The sequence below is a fragment of the Enterococcus pseudoavium NBRC 100491 genome (assembly GCF_001544295.1).
Lineage (GTDB): Bacteria > Bacillota > Bacilli > Lactobacillales > Enterococcaceae > Enterococcus_A > Enterococcus_A pseudoavium.
In genome coordinates this window covers 1-20,706 of the sequence record NZ_BCQF01000026.1, presented here as the reverse complement: position 1 = coordinate 20,706, position 20,706 = coordinate 1, and the positions used below count along the sequence as shown (strand labels likewise).

Genomic DNA, 20,706 nt, shown 5'->3' with positions numbered 1-20,706 from the left:
CAGCGGTTAAAAGCTACTGGTAGCGGACGGCGAAAAAATCAAGAACTACAGTTACGTTATGTGGCTGTTTTTACTGATGTAACGGGTAAGAAGCACACCCTAACACTAAGAAATGCGGATGAAACTCGCACAAAAGCGGAGGCGGATGGGATTTTTGAGATTTTGACAACGCTAAGTATTTTTGAAAGAGCTGGAGTACGGCGTTTTGCAAAATTTATTAAATCAACCAGACCCGGAACTAAAGAGACGTATCCAACTGAAAGCGTGCTCGATGATGAGAAACCAGCAGAAGTGGCTGCCAATCCAGAAGATGAACCATTGGAAGTCGTAAAAATCACGGTGCCAACGGGTTTTGATCCGACTAAGTTAAGTGAGGAAGAACGTTTAGTACTGATCCAACCTTATTTACCCGATGAGGCAAGTCCGGAAAAGTTCAAAATCGAGTTTATTGAGGAAAAGCCGCCAATAAAGACTGGCCAAGTGCCAGCAGAAGTTAAAGAAAATGAAGGGCAATTAGCTGAAACTAAAAAAATAGCTGTTACCAAGGGATGCTCAATTGCAAACACTCAAAATCATGGTGTAGCTGGAATTGCCGAGTTAGCCAATGTTGAGAAAAGGCCAAAGCAGAAACGGCTCACGAATAAGGCTGCGTATGTCCAAACGTTGATTGCCCAACGAAGGCAGGGGAAAATGGCTAATAAAGTCCGAAATCAGTAAGCTTTGTTCATTTACAAAGTAAAAGGAAGTACAAAAAAACCGAGTAAAAAGAAATACTCGGATAAAATAGTCGCGTTTATTGTAAGGCCTCGATCATGACATCGGTTTGGTCTTGTGGTACGTTGCCGGCATAATTAGGTGTCGCTAAGGAGAGACTGCCATGTTTATTATGGAAAAGATAAAGTACGCCTGCTTGATTATTTGGCCGATAGCTGCCGGAAAGCTGTTCTCCCACCGAAAGCTGAGTGGAGACATAGACTGTTCGAATTTCGTGGTTATCTGCTGAGAAGACCCGAATTGGCCTAGTGGGGATATTTTTCATAGTCAGGGTATAAGCGGCTTCATTATTGACGCCGGGGTTAAAGATCACTTGATTTGAGTTGGTATTAATATTGATCGAATCAGGGACATTGATCCCGTTAAAATAGAAGGTGGCATAGCCGCCAAATTCGTTGGCAGCGACAATATCGGTCAGCGTTGCTTCGCTGGAAGAAAGCGTCGTTGAGTCAGCAGTCGTCGAATTGCTGGTTATTTCTGCTCTGGTGGTTGTCGTAGATTGGCTTGCGGGGGTGGTGCTAGAAAGTTCAGTTTTTTGAGAAGTAGAACTTTTTGAAACGGTTTGTTTAGCACTTGATGAGTCTGAGCTTTTTTGTGATGAGTCGCGCTGACAGCCGATTAAGGCAAAAGTTGCGACTAAACAAATTAAAAAAATCTTTTTCATGTTTTCCCCTCCTTCGTTGCCTATTATAACAAAAAAGTAGAGGGAGGGAGTTGTTTGAGAAAGATTGAACAATTTCAGTTCATTCCAAGCATTCTTTTTAATAGGCTAAACTGTTGGCAAAATAATTTGTTTAATTTCATTTTTCTGAGCAATATTTTTGAGTTTCCGCTAATAACAGCATACACTTGAGTTAGGAAACCAGAAGGGAATGACGAATTTTGAAAAAATTGTATGAAACAGCGATGATTAATCATGGCGGACGTACCGGCGAAGTTCAAGCACCAAATGGTAGTATGAAGATGAAGATCGAGCCACCTTCAATTCATGCAGAGGGAACCAATCCAGAGCAATTATTTGCGGCAGGCTATGCTTCTTGTTTTAACGGTGCGGTTCATCATATGTTGAAGGAACATAATCTTGAGTCAGATGCAGAAGTGAAAGCCCGCGTTTCATTATATCAATTGGATGATGGTGGCTATCAAATTGGCGTGATCCTAGAAACGTCTATCCCTGGAGTGGAAAAAGCTGAAGCAGAAAAGATCGTTGAAGAAGCACACGAGTTTTGTCCTTACTCAAAAGCGACAAAGGGCAACATCGATGTCCAAGTAGAATTGGTTTAAGCTATCAATGCAACTTAATCTTACATTCGTTTTCATTTTTAGATGAAAATGAATGTAAGATTTTTTTATATTCCGGAAATATGCTGTTTTAACAAGGTGAAAAATATAATGATTTATGAAAGGTTATTGCTTTACAAAACATAAAATTTAAAATAAACTTAGTTTTTGAATGAATAAAAAAAGGTGGTTGAAAGCAAATGAAAAAATATTTTGCAGAATTTATTGGTACCTTCATGCTAGTTTTTCTAGGTACTGGTACAGTCGTTGTGGCTAAAGGTGGGACATTAACAATTGGTTTAGCCTTTGGTTTAGCAATTACTGTGATGGCTTACGCTGTCGGAGGCGTCTCAGGTGGGAACTTCAATCCAGGCGTTTCAATTGCGATGATGATTAATAAGCGTTTAGAAGTCAAAGATGGGATTTTTTACATTATTGCCCAAGCGTTAGGTTCAATTGTAGCTTCAGCAATTTTATATCTTTATGTCCATGCATTAAAATTACCTAGCGATGGTTTTGGTCAAACTGATTTCCCAAATATCAGTGCTGCACAAGCATTTGGTGTTGAAACGTTGATTACCTTCCTATTCGTTTTTGTTATCTTGATGGTTACAAGCGAAAAATATGGTAATGCACAAATGGCTCCAGTAGCGATTGGTCTTACATTAGCCTTCTTGATTATCGTTGCTTTAAACTTAACTGGCGGATCATTAAATGCCGCTCGTAGCTTAGGCCCTGCGATTTTCGCTGGCGGTAGCGCGTTATCTCACTACTGGGTATATTTATTAGCACCAACTTTGGGAGCTGTGATTGCAGCTTTTGTTGCTAAATTTATGGGTAGCGAAGAAAAATAATTTGATTTTTACAACTATCCAAAAAAAGAACTGCCGAGTCATTCTTAAAGGAATGACTCGGCAGTTCTTTTTTAGCCTTGTTCAGAAAGAGGATCGGTTTGTTTGGTGCGATAACTTAGGAAAATAATCAGATAGATACACGCGGTAAAGAGTGTAACGCCGATGGGATTGTTCATCAGAATACCGATGAAGATCAAACCTAAGATGAGAATCACAAGACCGCTGAAGAAACGTTCGACCGTGGTTCCTTTTCTCAAAGCTAGGACGAAAGCCGCAACACTAATTAACAACCATGTCAGTAAAACAGAATAAGAGAGTGAACCAACCAAATAGTTAAACAATTTATTACCTAAGAAGTATGACAGAATGACGCCAAGATACAAAGTACCGGTACAAAAAAGTACGGCTCTTTGAGGGACTTGGTGTTTATTCAATACGGCTAGTTTTGAGGTGAAGCCACTGTTGTCTTTCACTCGGAAGTACAATGTTCTAGAAGAAGCATAGACCCCGGAGTTAATAGAAGAAAAGAGTGCCAAAACAATCACAAAATTCACAATGTCTGTTGCAAAGGGAATGTGCATTTTTTGGAAGACCATGACAAAGGGGCTCGCGGTCGTAGCAGCCAGGGTATCCCAGCGGTAAATAATCAGTAATAAAGTCATTGGAATAATATAAAATGAAATGATCCGTCCCATCACACCTTTAATCGCTTTAGGGATTGCTGTTTTTGGATCTTCCGTTTCACTGACGGTAATAGCGATCAATTCAGAACCGCCATATGAATAAATCACTACTAACAGCGAATTAATCAACCCGTGCAGACCATGAGGGGTGAATCCGCCATGACTATTCATACGGGAGATTGTATCCATAAAACCAATGTTGAATATTTCGTGGCCAACTAAATAGGCGCTGAAGGCAATTAAAATCATGATCACAGCAATTTTGATAAAAGCTAACCAATATTCGGTCTCCGCAAAAAGACGAACCGAGTATAAATTAATCACTGTGGTCAGCACCGCTAAAATCAAAACAAAAATCCAAGCCGGAACATGGGGAAACCACAGCTGTAGGAAGCTGGCCGCGGCAACTGCTTCGGCGATAATATTAACCATCCACAAAGACCAATACAACCAATCAATGAAGTCGGCGGTTCGATCACCGAGAAATGGTTTGATGATCCCTGATAACCCTTGAACATTGTCACTGTTTAAAACTAAACGACCTAAGCCGTTCATCACGATAAAAAGAACCAATCCGCCTAAAAGAAAGGCTAAGATCACCGAAGGTCCGGCAATTCCGATGGCCTCGCCACTGCCTTTAAATAGGCCAGCACCGATTGCCCCGCCAAGTGCCAACATCATAATGTGGCGTGAAGTCATTTGCTTTTGTAATTTATTTTCCATAGAACTGCCTCGCTTTTCAATAGATAGAATAGTTTGTAGATTTAAAATATTCTGATAATTATTTGATTATAATACCGAAATATTCTGACAATTCCATTTTGATGAAGAAACTTTCATTCAGTTTTCCTTGTTTACTTACATAATTCTATTTTTTGCTAATAAAAATCAAAAAAATGGTTGATTTGAGTTTTTCGATCTTTAAATCCAAGCTGGACGATGTAAAACGGAACAACTTTTCAATAATTTCATTTTTGCAGAAATTATTGAAAAAGGTGAGTTCAGTTGAAGCTAAGGCTGATACAATCGGTGTTTTAGTTTTTTATAGGCTTATCAAATGCTGATTTTTTGCAATTTATACGACTTACTTGTATCATAATAGTGTAATTATTTTATATTGAAAGAAGGGAAGAATAATGGGTTGGTTATGGAGTTTAATCATTGGTGCAGTCATTGGAGCAATTGCTGGAGCAATTACTAAAAAAGGCGGATCAATGGGCTGGATTGCAAACATTGTTGCTGGTTTAGTAGGATCTGCGATCGGTCAAGCACTACTTGGCTCATGGGGCCCTAGCTTAGCCGGTATGGCATTGATTCCTTCTATTATTGGTGCAGTCATTGTCGTAGCAGTAGTATCATTTTTTATCGGAAGAAAATAGAATTGATTCAAACTAAAAAAGCGCCTAGGCGCTTTTTTTAGTTTGCTTGTAAAAGTTCTTCTTTCCCGTGAACTAATTGTGTTAAAAAAGCGCAATAAGGCGTAGCAATCTGATAGTTTTGCCCTTTTTGCCAAACCGCTCCGTTAATATAGTCGATTTCTGTTTTGCGATGGTTCAAAATCAAGTCCTGATACATTGACGGGTAGTGTAATCCTTGGGTTTTTATATCATAAGTCGCTTCAATGGCTTGAATGACTTGGTGCTGAATTAATTCGATTCCTTCAGCCTGTGCAACGGCTGCAAATTCTGCAACGATTGCTTGCAATAGTCCTTTAGTCACTTGCAATGAACCTAAATCGGCGATATTGCAATCTAAAATCGTACATAAACCATTTAGCGTGCCATTGATGCACGCTTTTTTCCAGATAGAGTAGCGGACATTGCTACTATAGATTGGATTTAGCTGTGCTTGTTGGAAAACTTCTAACACTTCTAGCGTGAAAGCTTTCCCTTTTGGAGCTAAATTTTCTAACTCGATGCTTCCGGTACCGACTAGCTTTGCATGTCCTGGTCCAGCTAAGCCAGCCGTCCAAGTAGTTGTGCCAAAAATAATATTTTCTCTAGGCACGAATTTTGCTAAAGTCTCTTCGTGGCCTAAACCATTCAAAAGACAGAAGACAAACGTTTTTTCACCAATGATTGGTTTGATATCCTGAAACATCGCTTCAAGTTGCATTGATTTAGTCAATGCGACAACTAGATCAACAGTTGCATGATCTGCTACGATTTCCTCGGGTGAGAAGATCGGCAAATGTGCCACAATTTCATGATCTTCAAACGTTCCGATTAAGCCCTTTTCACGAATCGTCTTAATATGTTCAGGCCACCGATCAATCAAAATCACTTCGTTCCCTGCCTGATGAAGCATTAATCCGATCCGACTGCCCATTGCTCCGGCTCCGGCAATTGCAATTTTCATACTACTGATGCTCCTTTCAAATGTCATTGAACAGTATACCTAAAAAAAGGGAAAAAGGCGGTTACTTTGCTTATTCAAGAAATGAGATTTCATCTCGATAAATAAAATTGTGAAATTGTATTGCATTTTTTTGATCAAGCACTTATAATCAAATCGTAAAGTTGAAATGGTTTTCATAAGTAGTTTGTTTAAAGAATAAGCTGTGATGAAAATAATTGGATTTCAATAAGGAGGTCGCAGATGTTTGGTTTTTCAATTTTCTTAAATGAAGAATTAACGACTGAAACAAAGCAGTACATCGAAAAAATGGCCCGTGTGGGTTTCTCAGGAATATTCACTTCTTTACATATCCCAGAAGATGATGCTACTCAGTATCGTAAACGCTTAACTGAACTTGGGTTGCTAGCAAAGAAATTTGACTTAGGGCTTATGGTAGATATTTCGGGAGAGGCATTGAAGCGCGCTGGTTTTTCTTTTGAGCGAGTGGATCAGCTTCAAGAAATTGGTGTGACGGGCTTGCGAATGGATTATCAAATTAGTAATCAACAGATTGCCGAGCTCTCACAAAAGATGTCGATCGCACTAAATGCTTCGACCATTACAGAAGTCGATCTGCTTGAATTAAAAATGGCTCATGCCGATTTTAGTCGGCTAGAAGCGTGGCACAATTATTATCCTAGACCAGAGACCGCTTTGGATAAAAACTGGTATCGCCAAAAGAATCAATGGCTAAAAGCTTCCGGTTTTACAATTCAAGGCTTCGTACCAGGTGATGAAAAGTTACGCGGCCCCTTGTATCAAGGTTTGCCGACTTTAGAGGAGCACCGGGGAATGCATCCTTTGGCTGCGGCCATCGACTTATTAATGGATACGGACAAGGTTTATATCGGTGATAGCGGTTTGTCAGCTGTCGTGATGAAGCAATTTTCTACGTATATAAAAAAAGAAACCTTATTGCTACATGTGGAGTCCTTTGATCAACAAATCGCCAATGTTCTAGGGGAGCATGTTAACCGACAAGATGAAGCGCGGGACGTGGTTCGTAGTGCGGAGGCTAGATTCAAACAGCTTCCAACCATCGTTCCTTTGCCAGCCAGAGAGCGTTTAGTCGGTGCGGTAACGATCGATAATGCCAAGTACTTACGGTACATGGGGGAAATACAAGTAGTTAAACGCCAGCTGCCTGCTGATGAGAAAGTCAATGTAGTTGGTCGAGTGATTGCGCAAGACCGCCCTTTGATTCAGCAAATTAACGCAGGACAGAAATATATTTTAGAGAGTGTGGAAAATAATGATTAATTTAGCAAACTTAACAACAGAACGACGGAATGAAACGACCTTTGGCTTAGATGAAATGAGTGTAGCCGAAGCGGTAAAATTAATGAATCAAGAAGACCATAAAGTGTCTGAAGCGGTAGCGGAACAGTTGCCACAAATCGAAAAAGTAATTGCGGCGACGATTGAAGCCTTTAACAATGGTGGACGCTTGATTTATATGGGAGCTGGGACTAGCGGACGTTTAGGTGTGTTGGATGCGGCGGAATGTGTGCCAACCTTTGGAGTAGAGCCAGAAATGGTAATCGGTTTGATTGCGGGCGGCCAAAAAGCGATGACTGTTGCAGTCGAAGGGGCGGAAGATGACGCCGAGCTTGGTGCGCAAGATTTGAAAGAGCTAAATTTAACGGCGAATGATATGGTCGTAGGTATTGCCGCAAGCGGCCGAACGCCTTATGTGATTGGCGGTTTGGACTATGCCCGTTCCATCGGTGCGACGACCGGTACAATTGCTTGTAACAAACAGGCAGAAATCAGCCAACATGCTGAGCTGCCAATTGAAGTCGATTGCGGACCAGAGTTTTTAACCGGCTCAACTCGCTTAAAATCTGGAACAGCTCAAAAATTAATCTTGAATATGATCTCTACTATTAGTATGATCGGGATCGGTAAAGTTTTTAACAATTTGATGGTTGATGTAAAACCAACAAATGAAAAATTGGTCGAACGTTCAAAACGCATCATCATGCAAGCGACAGATGCTGATTATGAAACAGCTGCTCGTTACTTTGAAGAAGCGGAACAAAATGTTAAATTAGCAATCGTGATGATTTTGACAAACAGCAGTAAAGCAGCAGCAGCAGAAAAATTAGTCCAAGCCAATGGATTTGTTAAAAAGACTATTTAAAAAAGGGGCGAGTAACGTGGCAAAAGAAGAACTATCGTTGAACCAACTTGCTAAAGCGATTTATGACGGTGCGGGGGGCATGGAGAACGTTCAAAATGTGGTCCATTGTATGACTCGGGTACGGATGAGTGTTCGTGATGACAGCAAGGTGGATCAAGCAAAACTAAAAAGTATTCCAGGTGTACTAGGTGTCGTGGATGATGAACAACTACAAGTCATTATCGGACCCGGAAAAGTCAATAAGGTTGCCAAAGAAATGGTCGATCTAGCAGGTGTTGGACTAGGGGAAGATTTGCCGGAGGGATCTGGCAAAGATAAAGTCAATGCAAAAGCGGCTGAGATGAAGGCTGCCCAAAAAGCGAAGCAAAAGAATTCACCAATCAAAGCGATTTTAAAAGATATTTCTAATATTTTTGTTCCAATGATCCCAGCTTTTGTTGGTTCAGGTCTATTAGCAGGGGTAGCGGCTGTTATGGCTAACTTGATTACTGCTGGTACGCTTGATGCAGCAACTTGGCAGCAGTTTGTTGATGTATTGAATATCTTGAAAAATGGAATGTTCAGTTATTTAGTCATTTTTACTGGGGTCAATGCGGCTCAAGTCTTTGGAGCAAATCCGACGCTCGGAGGAGTAATCGGAGCGGTCGTCCTCTTAACTGGTATGAATCCGGAAGCGCCAATTAAAAACTTATTTACCGGTGATGCACTGGCTGCCGGTCAAGGCGGAATTATCGGAGTGATCTTTGCGGTTTGGTTACTGTCGATCGTCGAAAAGAAATTACATCAAATTATTCCTGAGGCCATTGATATTATTCTTACACCAATGCTTTCCTTATTGGTGATTGGGTTATTAGAAATCTTTTTGATTATGCCGTTAGCGGGCTTTATCTCTAACGGGATGGTTGGCGGAATCAACTGGGTACTATCAGTTGGGGGCGCGTTCTCTGGTTTTGTGTTAGGCGCCTTATTCTTACCAATGGTTATGTTTGGTTTGCATCAAATTCTGACGCCTATCCATATCCAAATGATTGGTGAAACAGGTAAGACCTTATTGTTACCAATTTTAGCGATGGCTGGCGCTGGTCAAGTTGGTGCGGCTTTTGCCCTTTGGATTAAATTGCGTAAGGATAAAGAATTAACTGAAATGATTAAAGGGGCCTTGCCAGTCGGAATCTTAGGAATTGGTGAACCGTTGATTTATGGTGTTACTTTACCATTAGGTCGTCCCTTCATCACTGCTTGTATCGGTGGCGGTATCGGTGGTGGCGTGATTGGTGCCATCGGTGGCGTTGGGGCGATTGCGATTGGACCTTCTGGAGCAGCGCTGATTCCATTAATTGCGGATGGCAAATGGTGGGGCTATGTCTTAGGCTTGTTAGCGGCCTATGCCGGCGGATTTGTAGCTACTTATTTCTTTGGCATTCCGAAAGAAAAGTTGGCAGAACAAGAATTGGCTGATTCGCCTGAAACAGCAGGCGTGACACCGCTAGCCCATGCAACAGAAGTTTTTACAGCGGTGGCTGATGGCTCTGTCTATCCGTTAGAAGCAGCAGCGGACCCTGTATTTGCAGAAAAAATGATGGGTGAAGGCTACTTTGTTGAACCGACTGAAGGAGCGACCTATGCACCGGTAGCTGGGAAAATCAGCACGATTTTCCCGACAAAACACGCCATCGGGATCACGACTGATAGTGGACTAGAAGTTTTGCTACACATGGGGATCAATACCGTTGAATTAGACGGCAAACCGTTTGATGTTTTGGTAAAAGAAGGTCAGCGCGTAACACCGGAAACACAAGTGGCAACCGTGGATTTAGCAGCAGTTAAAGCTGCGGGTAAAGGAACCTCTATGATGGTCTTAATCACCAATATGAACGATGTGAAAACGCATATCTTAGAGAAAACAGGCGTGGTGAAAGCTTCAGAAGAAGTTTTTAAAGCGGCGACTAAATAAAAAAAAGGACCAATTTGGTCCTTTTTTTTAGTCTATTCAAGGAGCTGAGGTCAAAGGTTTGGCTTACGCCTTTTTTCTAATACTCACGTGATTACAGCAGGGGAATTTGTAGCGTCTTTTTAAAAATATTTTTTGCGGTATTCTTGGACAATTGAGCGAGTCGTATAGATTTTTTCGGCATTTTCCTGATTGCGGCTGATGTAGACGTAAAATAATAGATCAATCGTGATAAATTGCGCCAAAATCGAATCGGTCGCGGCACTGCGATAAGTGGCTTCTGTAGGACGAGAGGTTTGCAAGCAAACATCGGAAAGTTTAGTCAAAGGATTTTGCCCGAATTGAGTCAAGCTGATAATCGGGATACCTAAATCTTTGGCGGTCTCTGCTAAGGCGATTAATTCAGAGGTCAAGCCAGAATTTGAAACGAGCCAAATCACCGCTTCTTTTTGATGCAGAATCAGTTGCGGCAAAATAGTATTGTAGTCTGGTTCGCTGATGATATTTTTCCCTAAACGACTCCATTTTTGCACGATGTCCAGAGCCGCTAAATTAGAAGCGCCGATGCCTAAAACATAGCAAAAGTCTTTTTCTTCTAGAAGCTTGCAAGCTTCTAGAAACGCCGCTTCATTGAATAAAGCGGTAGTTTCGTCGATCGTATAGCGAGCGTTGCTAGCTAATTTATTTTTTAAACTATGGAAAGACTCATCGTGGGCAACATCACTATAAGTATTGTTGCTGCGTTCTTGTAACGTTTCGGCAGAAAGTTCGATTTTGAGGTCTGTTAAACTGTTAAAGCCCATTTTTTTTGAAAATCGTACAACTGTCGGTGCGCTGGCACCAGAGCCTTCAGCTATTTCATTGGCAGTCATACTAGCAACTTTTTCATGATTGTCACGAATAAAACAATAGATTTTTTTTTCGGCAGCAGACATTTCCTTTTGCATGCTCTTCATATGAGAAAGAACGCTCATAATGTACCCCTTTTACTTTTTTTCTTATTATACCATTTTATAGATAAAATTTATTTTTTCGCAAGAAAGGGAAAACAGTCTTTATTTTTTTCTGAAAAGTCGTATGATTAGAGAGAATCTTTTCACGCGTAGCGGAAATAGTTATCAGAAAATAGTATTAAAGGGGTTTATTGAATGGCTTTGATTGATTTTATTTTACACATCGATGCGCATATGGTATCGCTGGTACATCAATATGGGATGGGGATTTATCCGATCTTATTCGCGATTGTTTTTATCGAGACTGGAGTAGTCATCTTTCCATTTTTACCTGGTGATTCTTTCTTATTTGCGGCAGGTGCATTGACGGCTCTAGGCGGGAGTGTGTTGCATCTGCCTTATGTCATCGGTGTTTGTGTGGTTGCCGCGATTTTAGGGGATATGATGAATTACTGGATTGGACATACGCTTGGTGTTCGGGCTCTTTATCATCGTCCAATTTCACGTTTTATCAAAGAAGAGAAAGTTCGCGAGACGGAGAACTTTTTCAATGAGCGGGGGAAATGGACGATTTTCCTAGGTCGCTTTATGCCCTTTGTTCGGACTTTTATTCCTTTTATCGCAGGTTCCAGTAAAATGAACTGGGGAACGTTCTCTAGTTTCAATATTTTTGGTGCGATTGTTTGGGGGACAGTAATCAGTATAGCGGGTTATTTCTTAGGAAATATTCCGTTGGTTAGCCAACATTTTTCTTTAATCATGTTGCTGATTGTTTTTGTCTCGTTGGTTCCAATCATGATTCCTTATGTGAAACAAAAGCTGCAAGCCTAAAAAAGTATGAAAGTTTTCTAGCGAAGCTAGTGACTTTCATACTTTTTTGCTGTAAAGAAAGATTCCGGTATTTAGGAAAGGTTAGAGCAATAGTGTTTTTGTTAGCTGATTCTACAAAACTTTTCAAACTTATAAGTGAAAATATAAGATTTCAGGAGTCACCTGAAAACGTAAAGGCGGGCCGGTTGTACCGAGACCGGTGTTTACAACTAAACTAGTTTGTGGAGAGAGGAAATAAATTCCTTGATCGTAGCGTTTGGAACCAAAATTTTTGTAAGGAAAAAATGGAAAACGAATCTGTCCGCCATGACTGTGTCCGGCTAAAATCAAGTCAAAACGGTCAAGATCGGGTAAGGCGTCGGCTTGATCTGGTTCATGGAGCAGCAAGATAGAAAAATTTGCCGGTTCAGGTTGAATGGTATAATCTGGCTGCCCTTCTTGACTGTCATCAATGCCGGTCAGACTTAGTTGATCAATCAGCGTCGACTCGTTATTCAGCAAAACAAAACCGCCGTCGGTCAATAATTGCGAAACGGCCGCTTGACCATCTGAGCGGTAATCGTGGTTACCTAAAATAGCGAATTTCCCTTTTGGCGCTGTAATTTTGGCCAATTGCTGACTAAGGGCAGTCGTATCACGGGTTTTCCAATAACGATAATTTTCAATTAAGTCGCCGGTAAATAAAACGATATCAGGCTGTGCGCGATTAAGTCGCTGGATAATTTGATCGAAGCGCTTCGGCGAATAAAAGGCCGAAAAGTGACTGTCGCTGATTTGCGCAATCGTGAGTCCTTTTTTTTGGCCTGCAATAATTTTTAATTGCGGGTCCTTAGTAAGGGAAAAATGTTTTTCGGTTAGTTGATAGGTGACATAACGACAATAGATCAGAAAGAGCACTGCGAGGACACTTAAAAATAGAAACATTGATATCATTCTCCTTCTGATTTTTTGGTCAGTATAGCCAAAAAAACACACTGTCACAAGTTGGACAGTGTGTTTTTAATGATAACTTAAAGCGCGCGAACCGTTTCCCTTTGAATCAAATGATGCGGTACGACTAGTTGTACGCCGCTTGCTTGTTTTTGTTCAATTTGTTCCATTAACTTTTGGGTTCCTAAGCGACCGAGATCAGAGATATCGATATCAATAGTGGTCAAATAGGGATGGACTAAAGTAGCAAAGATCGAATTGTTAAAGCTGATGACGGATAGATCATCCGGTACTTTGTAGCCATGTAAGTTGGCGAGTTGAATCATTCGCAAAGCGAAGATATCGTCAATTACTACCAACGCGGTTGCGCCAGTCTGTTTGATTACTTCAGGGAAATCTGTATAATCTTCCGCCTGCAACATAGTTAAAGGTGGATGTGTCGGTAAGCCCTGCAGCATCATAGCTTCTTGATAACCAAAGTAGCGTTCAAAAAAAACAACTTCTTGATTAACGTTTGAGACGAAAAGGATGTTTTCATGTCCTTTGCTGATGAGATGTTCCGTAGCTTGTTTACCTAACAGCTGATTGTCATTATCGACATAGACAATGTCGGTCTCTCTTTTAGGCGGACGTCCGATTAATGTAAAGGGAATTTTTTCGCGATAAAGATACGTTGCGATCGGGTCCTCTTTTTCTGAATAGGCCAAGATGAAGCCGTCGACTTGTTTTTGTCGGTGCATTCTGGTCACATTTTCTAATAAGGCCGAACTGTTGGCAGCTGAGGCGACAGCGGTGGTTACTTGAAATTCAGCCGCAGCTTCGTTGACTGCGGTCAAGATCTCCAAATAAAAGGGATTGCCCAGTCGCTCACGCGAATCAAGCGGCGGAAGGATCACGCCGACAGAATTGGCTTTTTGTGTGCCTAAGTTGCGGGCCGTGACATTGGGGAAGTAACCCATTTCATCCATGATTTTACGAACTCGTTGTTTGGTCTCAGCCGAAATGCTGGGATGATCATTAATGACCCGCGAAACCGTCGAAGGAGAGACACCGGCTTTTTTAGACACATCCTTAACAGTAGGTACCATTTGTTCGCGCTCCTTTCTCACTAGTAATGAAAGTATTTTCTCTGAAAATACTTAATTTTCGAACCGTATATCATTCCACTAGAACATAGTCGCTTGTTCAGCAAGACTTGAGAACGTCAGTCATCATGCAAGCAACCTGCAAAAAGTGGAACTGACATCCTTTCTCACTAGTAATGAAAGTATTTTCTCTGAAAATACTTAATTTTCGAACCGTATATCATTCCACTAGAACATAGCCGCTTGTTCAGCAAGACTTGAGAACGTCAGTCATCATGCAAGTGACCTGTTAAAAGTGAACCGACATCCTTTCTAACTAGTGGTGAAAATAATTTCTGAATAATTAACTATGGCTAGTATTCCATTGTTTTTCCAAAAAGTCTAATGTTAATTCCCTAGTCGAAACGACTAAAGCGATGTCGGAGCCGAGCTGCTCGGCTTTTCCCACACCAATCGGGAGTGCACCGCTTGCTTTGATTGCTGTGATGCCTGCTTGGGCATCCTCGATACCGATGCAATCTTCTGGCTTCAGCCCGACCACCTCGGCTGCTAAAATGAAGATGTCAGGCGCGGGCTTGCCGGCTTTGATCGTCGCAGGATCCGCGATTCCATCAAAATAATCGGTTAACGCCATTTGTTTTAATAAAAATGGTCCATTTTTGCTAGCCGAAGCCAAAGCGATTTTGATATTTGCTTTTTTTAGAGCTTGTAAGAGTGTTAAGATCCCGGGATAGACATCTTTAGGGGAGACAGCTTGGATCATTTCGACATAATGGTCATTTTTAGTTTTGGCCAATTGGTTGAATTCCGCCTCAGAAAAAGCTTGTTCACGCTTGCCATGGGCCAAGATCAGCCGCAGAGAATCCTCGCGACTGACGCCCTTCAATTTTTCATTAAATTGGCGGTCGATCGTGATACCAAGATCATCGGCCAATTTTTTCCAAGCCAAGTAATGATATTCAGCAGTATCTGTGATCACACCATCTAAATCAAATAAAACCCCTTTAAACATGTTGATCCTCCTGTTCTAGTGGAACCACGATTGTTGCGCTTAACATAATTTCTTTTCCATAAAGAAGCATAGCTAAGGCTGGTCCAGCTTTCAAGTCGATTTGAACATTTTCCTGGTCGACACTGACAGCTAATAAACGACCACGGTAATTAATATGGAAAGAATATTTCTCCCATTTAGTTGGTAACGATGGAGCAAAGCTTAAATTGCCAGTTTGGGTCTTCATTTGAGCGAATCCTTCAACGATGGCTAACCAGCTGCCGGTCATAGAAGTGATGTGCAAGCCATCCTCCGTGTCATTATTGTAATTATCCAAATCTAAGCGAGCCGTCCGTTGATACATCTCCATCGACTTATCGATCATGCCTAGTTCAGCAGCTAAAATTGCATGAACAGAGGCTGAAAGTGAGGACTCGTGGACCGTCATGGGTTCATAGAACTCAAAATTCTTGCGTTTTTCTTCCGGTGTAAATTGATCACCGAAGAAATAGATTCCTTGTAAGACATCCGCCTGTTTGATAAAACAAGATCGTAAAATCTTATCCCAAGACCAGTTTTGGTTCAAAGGTCGATCGGCTGGAGCAAGTTCCGTTGCAGGCATTAAATCTTTATCTAAGAATGTATCGTGTTGCACAAAAATACCTAATTCCTGATCTTGTGGGAAGTACATCTTTTCAATGATATCCTGCCATTTGGCTTGTTCTTCTGAAGAGATCGAGACAGTCGCTTCCGCTTGGTATTTTTGATAATTTTCTAGAGTATAAGCCAAAACCCAAGTTGCTAGATAATTAGTGTACCAGTTGTTGTTAACATTATTTTCGTATTCGTTTGGTCCCGTAACGCCGTGAATCATGTATTTTTGCTGGCGTTTTGAATAATGCACGCGATCGGCCCAAAAACGTGCGATTTCCGTTAAAACTTCAAGACCTTCTTTTTTGATATAACTATCATCGCCTGTGTAGGTCGTATAGTTGTAAATCGCATGAGCAATTGCACCATTACGGTGGATTTCTTCAAAAGTGATCTCCCATTCATTGTGGCATTCAACGCCGGTAAAAGTCACCATCGGATATAAAGCGCCTTTTAATCCTTGCTGCCGCGCATTATGCTGGGCTTGAGGTAATTGATTGTGGCGATATTTCAGCAGATTTTTAGTGACGTTTGGTTCAGAAATGCCTAGGTACATCGGTACTGCATAAGCTTCGGTATCCCAATAAGTAGCACCACCGTATTTTTCGCCGGTAAAGCCTTTGGGTCCAATGTTTAAACGCTCATCTTCACCATAATAAGTTGAAAAGAGCTGGAAGATATTAAAACGAATCCCTTGTTGAGCCTCGTCGTCACCATCAATTAGGACATCTGCTAAAGCCCAGCGTTCAGCCCATGCCGCATTTTGTTCAGCTAATAATTCTTCATATGAGCCGTCGTAAGTATTTAATAAGGTAAGAGCGCGCGCACTTTGTTCTGCTTCAGGGATATCGCGGCTGGTTAAAATCACGACGCGTTTTTCTAATTGGATGGGCTGGTTAGTCGCTAATTCATACGTAAAGGTTTCGGCAACTTCTAGTGAGTCATCCTGTTGTAGTCCAGTGACTGAGCTGATGTGTTTCATGGCGCCAGTAACTGAAAATTGTTCAATCCCAAAATTATTTGGAATCGTTTGGACGGTTAAGAAGCTAGAATCTTCTTGATGACCCCGTTCTTTTTCTACCCAGAACATTTCCTCGTAATTGCTATCTTCGTTTTGAACGTTGTTATCTAATTTAGAAACAATTTTCAATTGAGCTTCGCCAGCTAGGCTTTCAGCGGTCAAACGGATTACGGCTAGCTCTTGTTTTACGACACTCAAAAAGCGTTCAAAAGTAAAACGAATTTTTGCTGCATCAATCGAAACAACAAAAGAGCGGGTCAGTACACCATTCTCCATATTCAATTCCAAATCAAAATCCTCAAAGTCAATGGTAGCCAAATCAATTTCGTGGCCATTGACGAACAACTTCATTTGAATGAAGTCCAAAGCATTAATCACTTTACCAAAATATTCTGGATAACCATTTTTCCACCAACCAACGCGAGTCTTATCGGGATACCAGATGCCAGCAAGGTAGGTTCCTTGATGGTGGTCGCCGCTATAAGTTTCTTCAAAATTCCCACGCATTCCCATATAACCATTTCCGATGCTAGTCAAGGATTCTTGTAACCGTCGATTTTCTTTATCTAAGTGGGTCGTGCGAATTTTCCAGGGATCGATGTCAAAAAGACGTTGAACTTTTTTCATGATAGTCCTCCTAAATTTTAATTAAAATTGGTTTGCCGGCCTTTAGGACGAATAACTATCTAGTAGTAGAGTCCTTCAGAAATAAGCAAAACTTTTCTTAACTCCATCATAAACGCAACCGATTGCGCAAGTCAAGTTTGAATTGGATATTTAGCTATTTTAATTATATGTATGGTTTATCAACGAAAATAAATTTCGTTTGAAAGAGTTTACAAAAGGGCGAATCGAGTATATAATGCTAATCAGAGAAACCGATTGCGCAAAATTGCGGAACGGAAATTAGGAGGAGCGTACATGAAGGGAATCAAAAAGGTTTTTAGTTTTGAGTTTTGGCAGAAATTTGGAAAGGCCCTGATGGTGGTGATCGCAGTAATGCCAGCAGCGGGATTGATGATCAGTATCGGAAAATCATTACCATTGATTAATGAAAATATTGGTTGGCTAGTGACGACGGGCGGAGTTGTCGAAAATATCGGTTGGGCAATTATTGGGAATTTACATTTACTCTTTGCATTAGCGATTGGGGGAAGTTGGGCAAAAGAAAGAGCTGGTGGAGCTTTTGCGGCTGGGCTATCATTTATTTTAATTAATCGAATCACCGGTGCAATCTTTGGCGTCACTTCTGAAATGTTGGCAACTCCGGATGCGCTGACTCATACCTTGTTTGGCCAAGAAATCATGGTTAATGGTTATTTTACGAGTGTCTTAGAGGCACCGGCTTTAAATATGGGAGTCTTTGTTGGGATCATCGCGGGGTTTGTCGGGGCAACCGCCTACAATAAATATTATAATTTCCGCAAACTACCAGAAGTGCTAACCTTCTTTAATGGGAAACGTTTCGTACCATTTGTCGTCATCTTGCGTTCAGTGATTGTTGCATTGATCTTGGCTTTCTTATGGCCGATTATTCAAACAGGGATCAACGATTTTGGTAAATGGATCGCCAATTCTCAAGATACTGCACCGGTATTGGCACCCTTTTTATACGGAACATTAGAACGTCTGCTCTTACCCTTTGGTTTGCATCACATGTTGACGATTCCAATGAATTATACGCAATTAGGTGGAACTTACGAAATATTAACGGGAGCGCAAGCTGGAACTCAAGTATTCGGCCAAGATCCGTTGTGGCTGGCTTGGGCGACTGACTTGGTCAATTTGAAAAACAGCGGCGATATGTCTCAATATCAACAAGTCTTGACTCAATGGACACCGGCTCGCTTCAAAGTCGGTCAAATGATTGGTTCGAGTGGTATCTTAATGGGCTTAACTTTAGCAATGTACCGCAATGTTGATCCAGATAAGAAGAAAAAATATAAATCAATGTTCCTTTCTGCAGCAGTCGCCGTTTTCTTAACTGGAGTTACTGAGCCTTTAGAGTTCATGTTTATGTTTGTCGCCGTTCCGCTATATGCTTGTTATGCGGTGATTCAAGGGGCAGCATTTGCGATGGCCGACTTAATTCATTTACGGGTTCATTCGTTCGGAAATATTGAACTGTTAACCCGGGTACCGATGGCTGTGAAAGCTGGATTAGGAAATGATTTGCTTAATTTCGTGATTACCAGTGTAGTATTTGGTGTCTTGACGTATTTCTTTGCAAACTTTATGATCAAAAAATTCAATTATGCCACACCAGGTAGAAATGGGAACTATGAAGTTGATAATGAAGAAGCGCCGGCTGCAGTGGATGGTTCAGTATCAGCAGATTCGCAAATTGTGAAAATTATCAATCTGCTAGGTGGCCCGCAAAACATTACCGATGTCGATGCTTGTATGACACGTTTGCGAGTAACAGTTGCGGATAAGGGAATCGTTGGTACGGAAGAAAATTGGAAAAAAGCCGGGGCGATGGGACTATTAGTCAAAGATAATGGAGTTCAAGCGGTCTATGGCCCTAAAGCAGACATTTTAAAATCAGATATTCAGGATTTGTTGGATTCGGGTGTAGAAATACCGACGTCTGTGGCTCAGATGGACACTCCAATAGAAGAAAAAGCACCGACAGACTTTAAAGGGCTGCAGGCTGACTTTGTTGCTCCGGCTAATGGTGAGTTAATCCCGATTGATCAAGTGCAAGACGATGTATTTTCTCAGAAAATGATGGGTGAAGGCTTTGGGGTCGTACCAGAAAATGGTGAAATTGCTAGTCCGATTGCGGGAACGATTCTTTCAATTTTCCCCACAAAACATGCGATTGGAATTAAGACGGACGACGGGATTGAAGTTCTACTTCATATGGGGATTGATACCGTTGATCTAGGTGGTGAGGCTTTTGAGATTAAGGTTCGTGAAGGTGACAAAGTGAAGGCAGGCAAGGTTGTAGCAGTGGCTGACCTAGCAAAAATTCAAGCGGCAGGAAAAATGACAACGATGATCGTTGTTTTCACGAATGGTGACAAGATCGAAAATTACCAGTACGATAAAACGGGACTCGTTTCTCGTGGAGAAGCGATTGGCCACATTGATTATTAAAGTGAGGCGAGAAAAATCAACGTATTAACTTTGAACACTCATAGTTGGATGGAAGAAAAGGATCAACAGCAAATTGAAGTGTTGGCCCAGCGAATTGCAAAAGCAGACTATGACCTAGTGGGATTGCAAGAAGTAAATCAGCTGATTGCGAGTCCGTTAGCAAAAATTGATGAATACTTTCAAGCAACTGATGATCAGCAAGCCATCCATCAAGATAACTTTTTGTTCTGTCTGACGGAAAAATTGAAGGAGCTGGGGTGCCGATATTATTGGAGTTGGACCTACAATCATATTGGCTATGATATTTATCATGAAGGACTCGGTTTGCTGTCAAAAACACCGTTAAAGACTGCTAGTCAGCTGATTTCTGAAAGTTCAGACCCAAACAATTATCTGACTAGAAGAGCTTTGATTGGCGAAACGATTATCAAGGGCCAGAACGTAATAGTAGTAAGTAGTCATTTTTCGTGGTGGCAATCAAAGAAAAAAGCGTTCGCCTATGAATGGCGAGTGCTAGAAAAAAGGTTGGAGTCCAAGCAAGGTTCACTAGTTGTAATGGGGGATTTCAATAATTCAGCCCAAATAACGGGCGAAGGCTATGACCTAGTCTGTAAAAGCTCACTGAAATTGCAGGATGCTTTTAAGGTTGCTGAAAGTAAATATGGAGAAAATACCGTTGAAAAAGCCATTGATGGTTGGGACGGAAATACTGCGAAACTTCGAATTGATTATATCTTTACTACGCAAGGGGCTAAGATCGAAAACTATCAGGTGGTATTTGATGGTAAGAACGAAGCTGTGATTAGTGATCATTATGGAGTAGGAGTTCTGATGGACTAGCGATCTGCTAGTCCATTTTCTATTTGATTGAAATATTTTTGAAAAAATATAGAAAAGTATTTGACATTATTTTTCAATATGATATTATCAATAACGTTGCTGAAACATGTTGATACAACAACGAAAAATAATTGTTGACAGACTTTTTGTTACATGTTATTATTTCAAAGTTGTCAATTGAGTTTCAAACAAGTTTCAAAACTTTTTCAAAATTAAATG

General features: G+C 41.1%; 18 protein-coding genes. 10 read left to right on the top strand and 8 right to left on the bottom strand.

Annotated elements, in window-relative coordinates; translation table 11 throughout:
- Window positions 1-60: 60 nt before the first annotated feature.
- Window positions 61-717 carry a hypothetical protein gene (locus EP1_RS10950; protein WP_067627290.1) on the top strand — a complete coding sequence of 219 codons (657 nt, stop codon included), beginning with the start codon at window positions 61-63 and terminating at the stop codon, window positions 715-717.
- A 76-nt stretch (window positions 718-793) separates the two neighbouring features.
- Here the strand turns inward: EP1_RS10950 and EP1_RS10945 are convergent, their stop codons facing one another.
- Entirely contained in the window at window positions 794-1,438 is a 645-nt protein-coding gene (locus EP1_RS10945) for a hypothetical protein (RefSeq protein ID WP_067627288.1), read from the bottom strand.
- 218 nt (window positions 1,439-1,656) lie between these two features.
- Between EP1_RS10945 and EP1_RS10940 the strand changes: the two genes are divergently transcribed.
- Complete coding sequence (locus EP1_RS10940) at window positions 1,657-2,058, top strand: organic hydroperoxide resistance protein (RefSeq protein ID WP_067627286.1); 402 nt, start codon at window positions 1,657-1,659, stop codon at window positions 2,056-2,058.
- Window positions 2,059-2,255: 197 nt separating this feature from the next.
- Window positions 2,256-2,909: an MIP/aquaporin family protein gene (locus EP1_RS10935; protein WP_067627284.1), complete on the top strand. Its 654-nt coding sequence runs from the start codon at window positions 2,256-2,258 to the stop codon at window positions 2,907-2,909.
- A gap of 71 nt (window positions 2,910-2,980) precedes the next feature.
- Here the strand turns inward: EP1_RS10935 and EP1_RS10930 are convergent, their stop codons facing one another.
- Complete coding sequence (locus tag EP1_RS10930) at window positions 2,981-4,315, bottom strand: amino acid permease (protein ID WP_067627282.1); 1,335 nt, start codon at window positions 4,313-4,315, stop codon at window positions 2,981-2,983.
- A gap of 413 nt (window positions 4,316-4,728) precedes the next feature.
- Here EP1_RS10930 and EP1_RS10925 point away from each other — a divergent pair, with 413 nt between their 5' ends.
- Window positions 4,729-4,971, top strand: a complete 243-nt coding sequence (locus EP1_RS10925) for a GlsB/YeaQ/YmgE family stress response membrane protein (RefSeq protein WP_067627280.1) — start codon at window positions 4,729-4,731, stop codon at window positions 4,969-4,971.
- Window positions 4,972-5,008: 37 nt separating this feature from the next.
- On the opposite strand, the gene EP1_RS10920 is transcribed toward EP1_RS10925, so the two are convergent.
- Window positions 5,009-5,950 carry a 2-dehydropantoate 2-reductase gene (locus EP1_RS10920; protein WP_067627277.1) on the bottom strand — a complete coding sequence of 314 codons (942 nt, stop codon included), beginning with the start codon at window positions 5,948-5,950 and terminating at the stop codon, window positions 5,009-5,011.
- Between the two features lie 240 nt (window positions 5,951-6,190).
- Between EP1_RS10920 and EP1_RS10915 the strand changes: the two genes are divergently transcribed.
- The 3 genes from EP1_RS10915 to EP1_RS10905 are packed head-to-tail and all read left to right on the top strand — an operon-like array spanning window position 6,191 to window position 10,086.
- Complete coding sequence (locus EP1_RS10915; protein WP_067627275.1) at window positions 6,191-7,249, top strand: DUF871 domain-containing protein; 1,059 nt, start codon at window positions 6,191-6,193, stop codon at window positions 7,247-7,249.
- Window positions 7,242-8,132, top strand: coding sequence for an N-acetylmuramic acid 6-phosphate etherase (murQ, locus tag EP1_RS10910; RefSeq protein WP_067627273.1), 891 nt, complete (start codon window positions 7,242-7,244; stop codon window positions 8,130-8,132). The genes EP1_RS10915 and murQ overlap by 8 nt, the downstream gene beginning before the upstream one ends.
- Before the next feature lie 16 nt (window positions 8,133-8,148).
- Window positions 8,149-10,086, top strand: a complete 1,938-nt coding sequence (locus EP1_RS10905; protein ID WP_067627271.1) for a glucose PTS transporter subunit IIA — start codon at window positions 8,149-8,151, stop codon at window positions 10,084-10,086.
- A gap of 119 nt (window positions 10,087-10,205) precedes the next feature.
- Here EP1_RS10905 and EP1_RS10900 read toward each other — a convergent pair whose 3' ends face one another.
- Window positions 10,206-11,057, bottom strand: a complete 852-nt coding sequence (locus tag EP1_RS10900; RefSeq protein WP_067627269.1) for a MurR/RpiR family transcriptional regulator — start codon at window positions 11,055-11,057, stop codon at window positions 10,206-10,208.
- A 174-nt stretch (window positions 11,058-11,231) separates the two neighbouring features.
- Between EP1_RS10900 and EP1_RS10895 the strand changes: the two genes are divergently transcribed.
- Window positions 11,232-11,867, top strand: a complete 636-nt coding sequence (locus EP1_RS10895; protein ID WP_067627267.1) for a VTT domain-containing protein — start codon at window positions 11,232-11,234, stop codon at window positions 11,865-11,867.
- Window positions 11,868-11,996: 129 nt separating this feature from the next.
- On the opposite strand, the gene EP1_RS10890 is transcribed toward EP1_RS10895, so the two are convergent.
- The 4 genes from EP1_RS10890 to EP1_RS10875 all read right to left on the bottom strand — a co-directional run bounded on the left by EP1_RS10890 (window position 11,997) and on the right by EP1_RS10875 (window position 17,172).
- Entirely contained in the window at window positions 11,997-12,791 is a 795-nt protein-coding gene (locus tag EP1_RS10890; protein WP_067627266.1) for a metallophosphoesterase, read from the bottom strand.
- Between the two features lie 86 nt (window positions 12,792-12,877).
- On the bottom strand, window positions 12,878-13,885 hold the full coding sequence (locus EP1_RS10885) for a LacI family DNA-binding transcriptional regulator (RefSeq protein WP_067627265.1): 1,008 nt from the start codon (window positions 13,883-13,885) through the stop codon (window positions 12,878-12,880).
- A gap of 340 nt (window positions 13,886-14,225) precedes the next feature.
- Complete coding sequence (pgmB, locus tag EP1_RS10880) at window positions 14,226-14,894, bottom strand: beta-phosphoglucomutase (RefSeq protein WP_067627264.1); 669 nt, start codon at window positions 14,892-14,894, stop codon at window positions 14,226-14,228.
- Window positions 14,887-17,172 carry a glycoside hydrolase family 65 protein gene (locus EP1_RS10875; RefSeq protein ID WP_067627263.1) on the bottom strand — a complete coding sequence of 762 codons (2,286 nt, stop codon included), beginning with the start codon at window positions 17,170-17,172 and terminating at the stop codon, window positions 14,887-14,889. Before EP1_RS10875 ends, pgmB begins: the two co-directional genes overlap by 8 nt.
- 303 nt (window positions 17,173-17,475) lie before the next feature.
- On the opposite strand from EP1_RS10875, the gene EP1_RS10870 reads away from it, so the two are divergent.
- Window positions 17,476-19,647, top strand: a complete 2,172-nt coding sequence (locus EP1_RS10870; RefSeq protein WP_425552594.1) for a PTS transporter subunit IIBC — start codon at window positions 17,476-17,478, stop codon at window positions 19,645-19,647.
- A gap of 48 nt (window positions 19,648-19,695) precedes the next feature.
- Entirely contained in the window at window positions 19,696-20,487 is a 792-nt protein-coding gene (locus EP1_RS10865) for an endonuclease/exonuclease/phosphatase family protein (RefSeq protein ID WP_167540754.1), read from the top strand.
- Window positions 20,488-20,706 lie beyond the last annotated feature (219 nt).

Coding starts and splice junctions, on each gene's coding strand:
- EP1_RS10945 (WP_067627288.1), bottom strand. CDS start 1,438: ATGAAAAAGATTTTTTTAATTTGTTTAGTCGCAACTTTTGCCTTAATC.
- EP1_RS10935 (WP_067627284.1), top strand. CDS start 2,256: ATGAAAAAATATTTTGCAGAATTTATTGGTACCTTCATGCTAGTTTTT.
- EP1_RS10930 (WP_067627282.1), bottom strand. CDS start 4,315: ATGGAAAATAAATTACAAAAGCAAATGACTTCACGCCACATTATGATG.
- EP1_RS10925 (WP_067627280.1), top strand. CDS start 4,729: ATGGGTTGGTTATGGAGTTTAATCATTGGTGCAGTCATTGGAGCAATT.
- EP1_RS10920 (WP_067627277.1), bottom strand. CDS start 5,950: ATGAAAATTGCAATTGCCGGAGCCGGAGCAATGGGCAGTCGGATCGGA.
- EP1_RS10915 (WP_067627275.1), top strand. CDS start 6,191: ATGTTTGGTTTTTCAATTTTCTTAAATGAAGAATTAACGACTGAAACA.
- murQ (WP_067627273.1), top strand. CDS start 7,242: ATGATTAATTTAGCAAACTTAACAACAGAACGACGGAATGAAACGACC.
- EP1_RS10900 (WP_067627269.1), bottom strand. CDS start 11,057: ATGAGCGTTCTTTCTCATATGAAGAGCATGCAAAAGGAAATGTCTGCT.
- EP1_RS10895 (WP_067627267.1), top strand. CDS start 11,232: ATGGCTTTGATTGATTTTATTTTACACATCGATGCGCATATGGTATCG.
- EP1_RS10890 (WP_067627266.1), bottom strand. CDS start 12,791: ATGTTTCTATTTTTAAGTGTCCTCGCAGTGCTCTTTCTGATCTATTGT.
- EP1_RS10885 (WP_067627265.1), bottom strand. CDS start 13,885: ATGGTACCTACTGTTAAGGATGTGTCTAAAAAAGCCGGTGTCTCTCCT.
- pgmB (WP_067627264.1), bottom strand. CDS start 14,894: ATGTTTAAAGGGGTTTTATTTGATTTAGATGGTGTGATCACAGATACT.
- EP1_RS10875 (WP_067627263.1), bottom strand. CDS start 17,172: ATGAAAAAAGTTCAACGTCTTTTTGACATCGATCCCTGGAAAATTCGC.
- EP1_RS10865 (WP_167540754.1), top strand. CDS start 19,696: ATGGAAGAAAAGGATCAACAGCAAATTGAAGTGTTGGCCCAGCGAATT.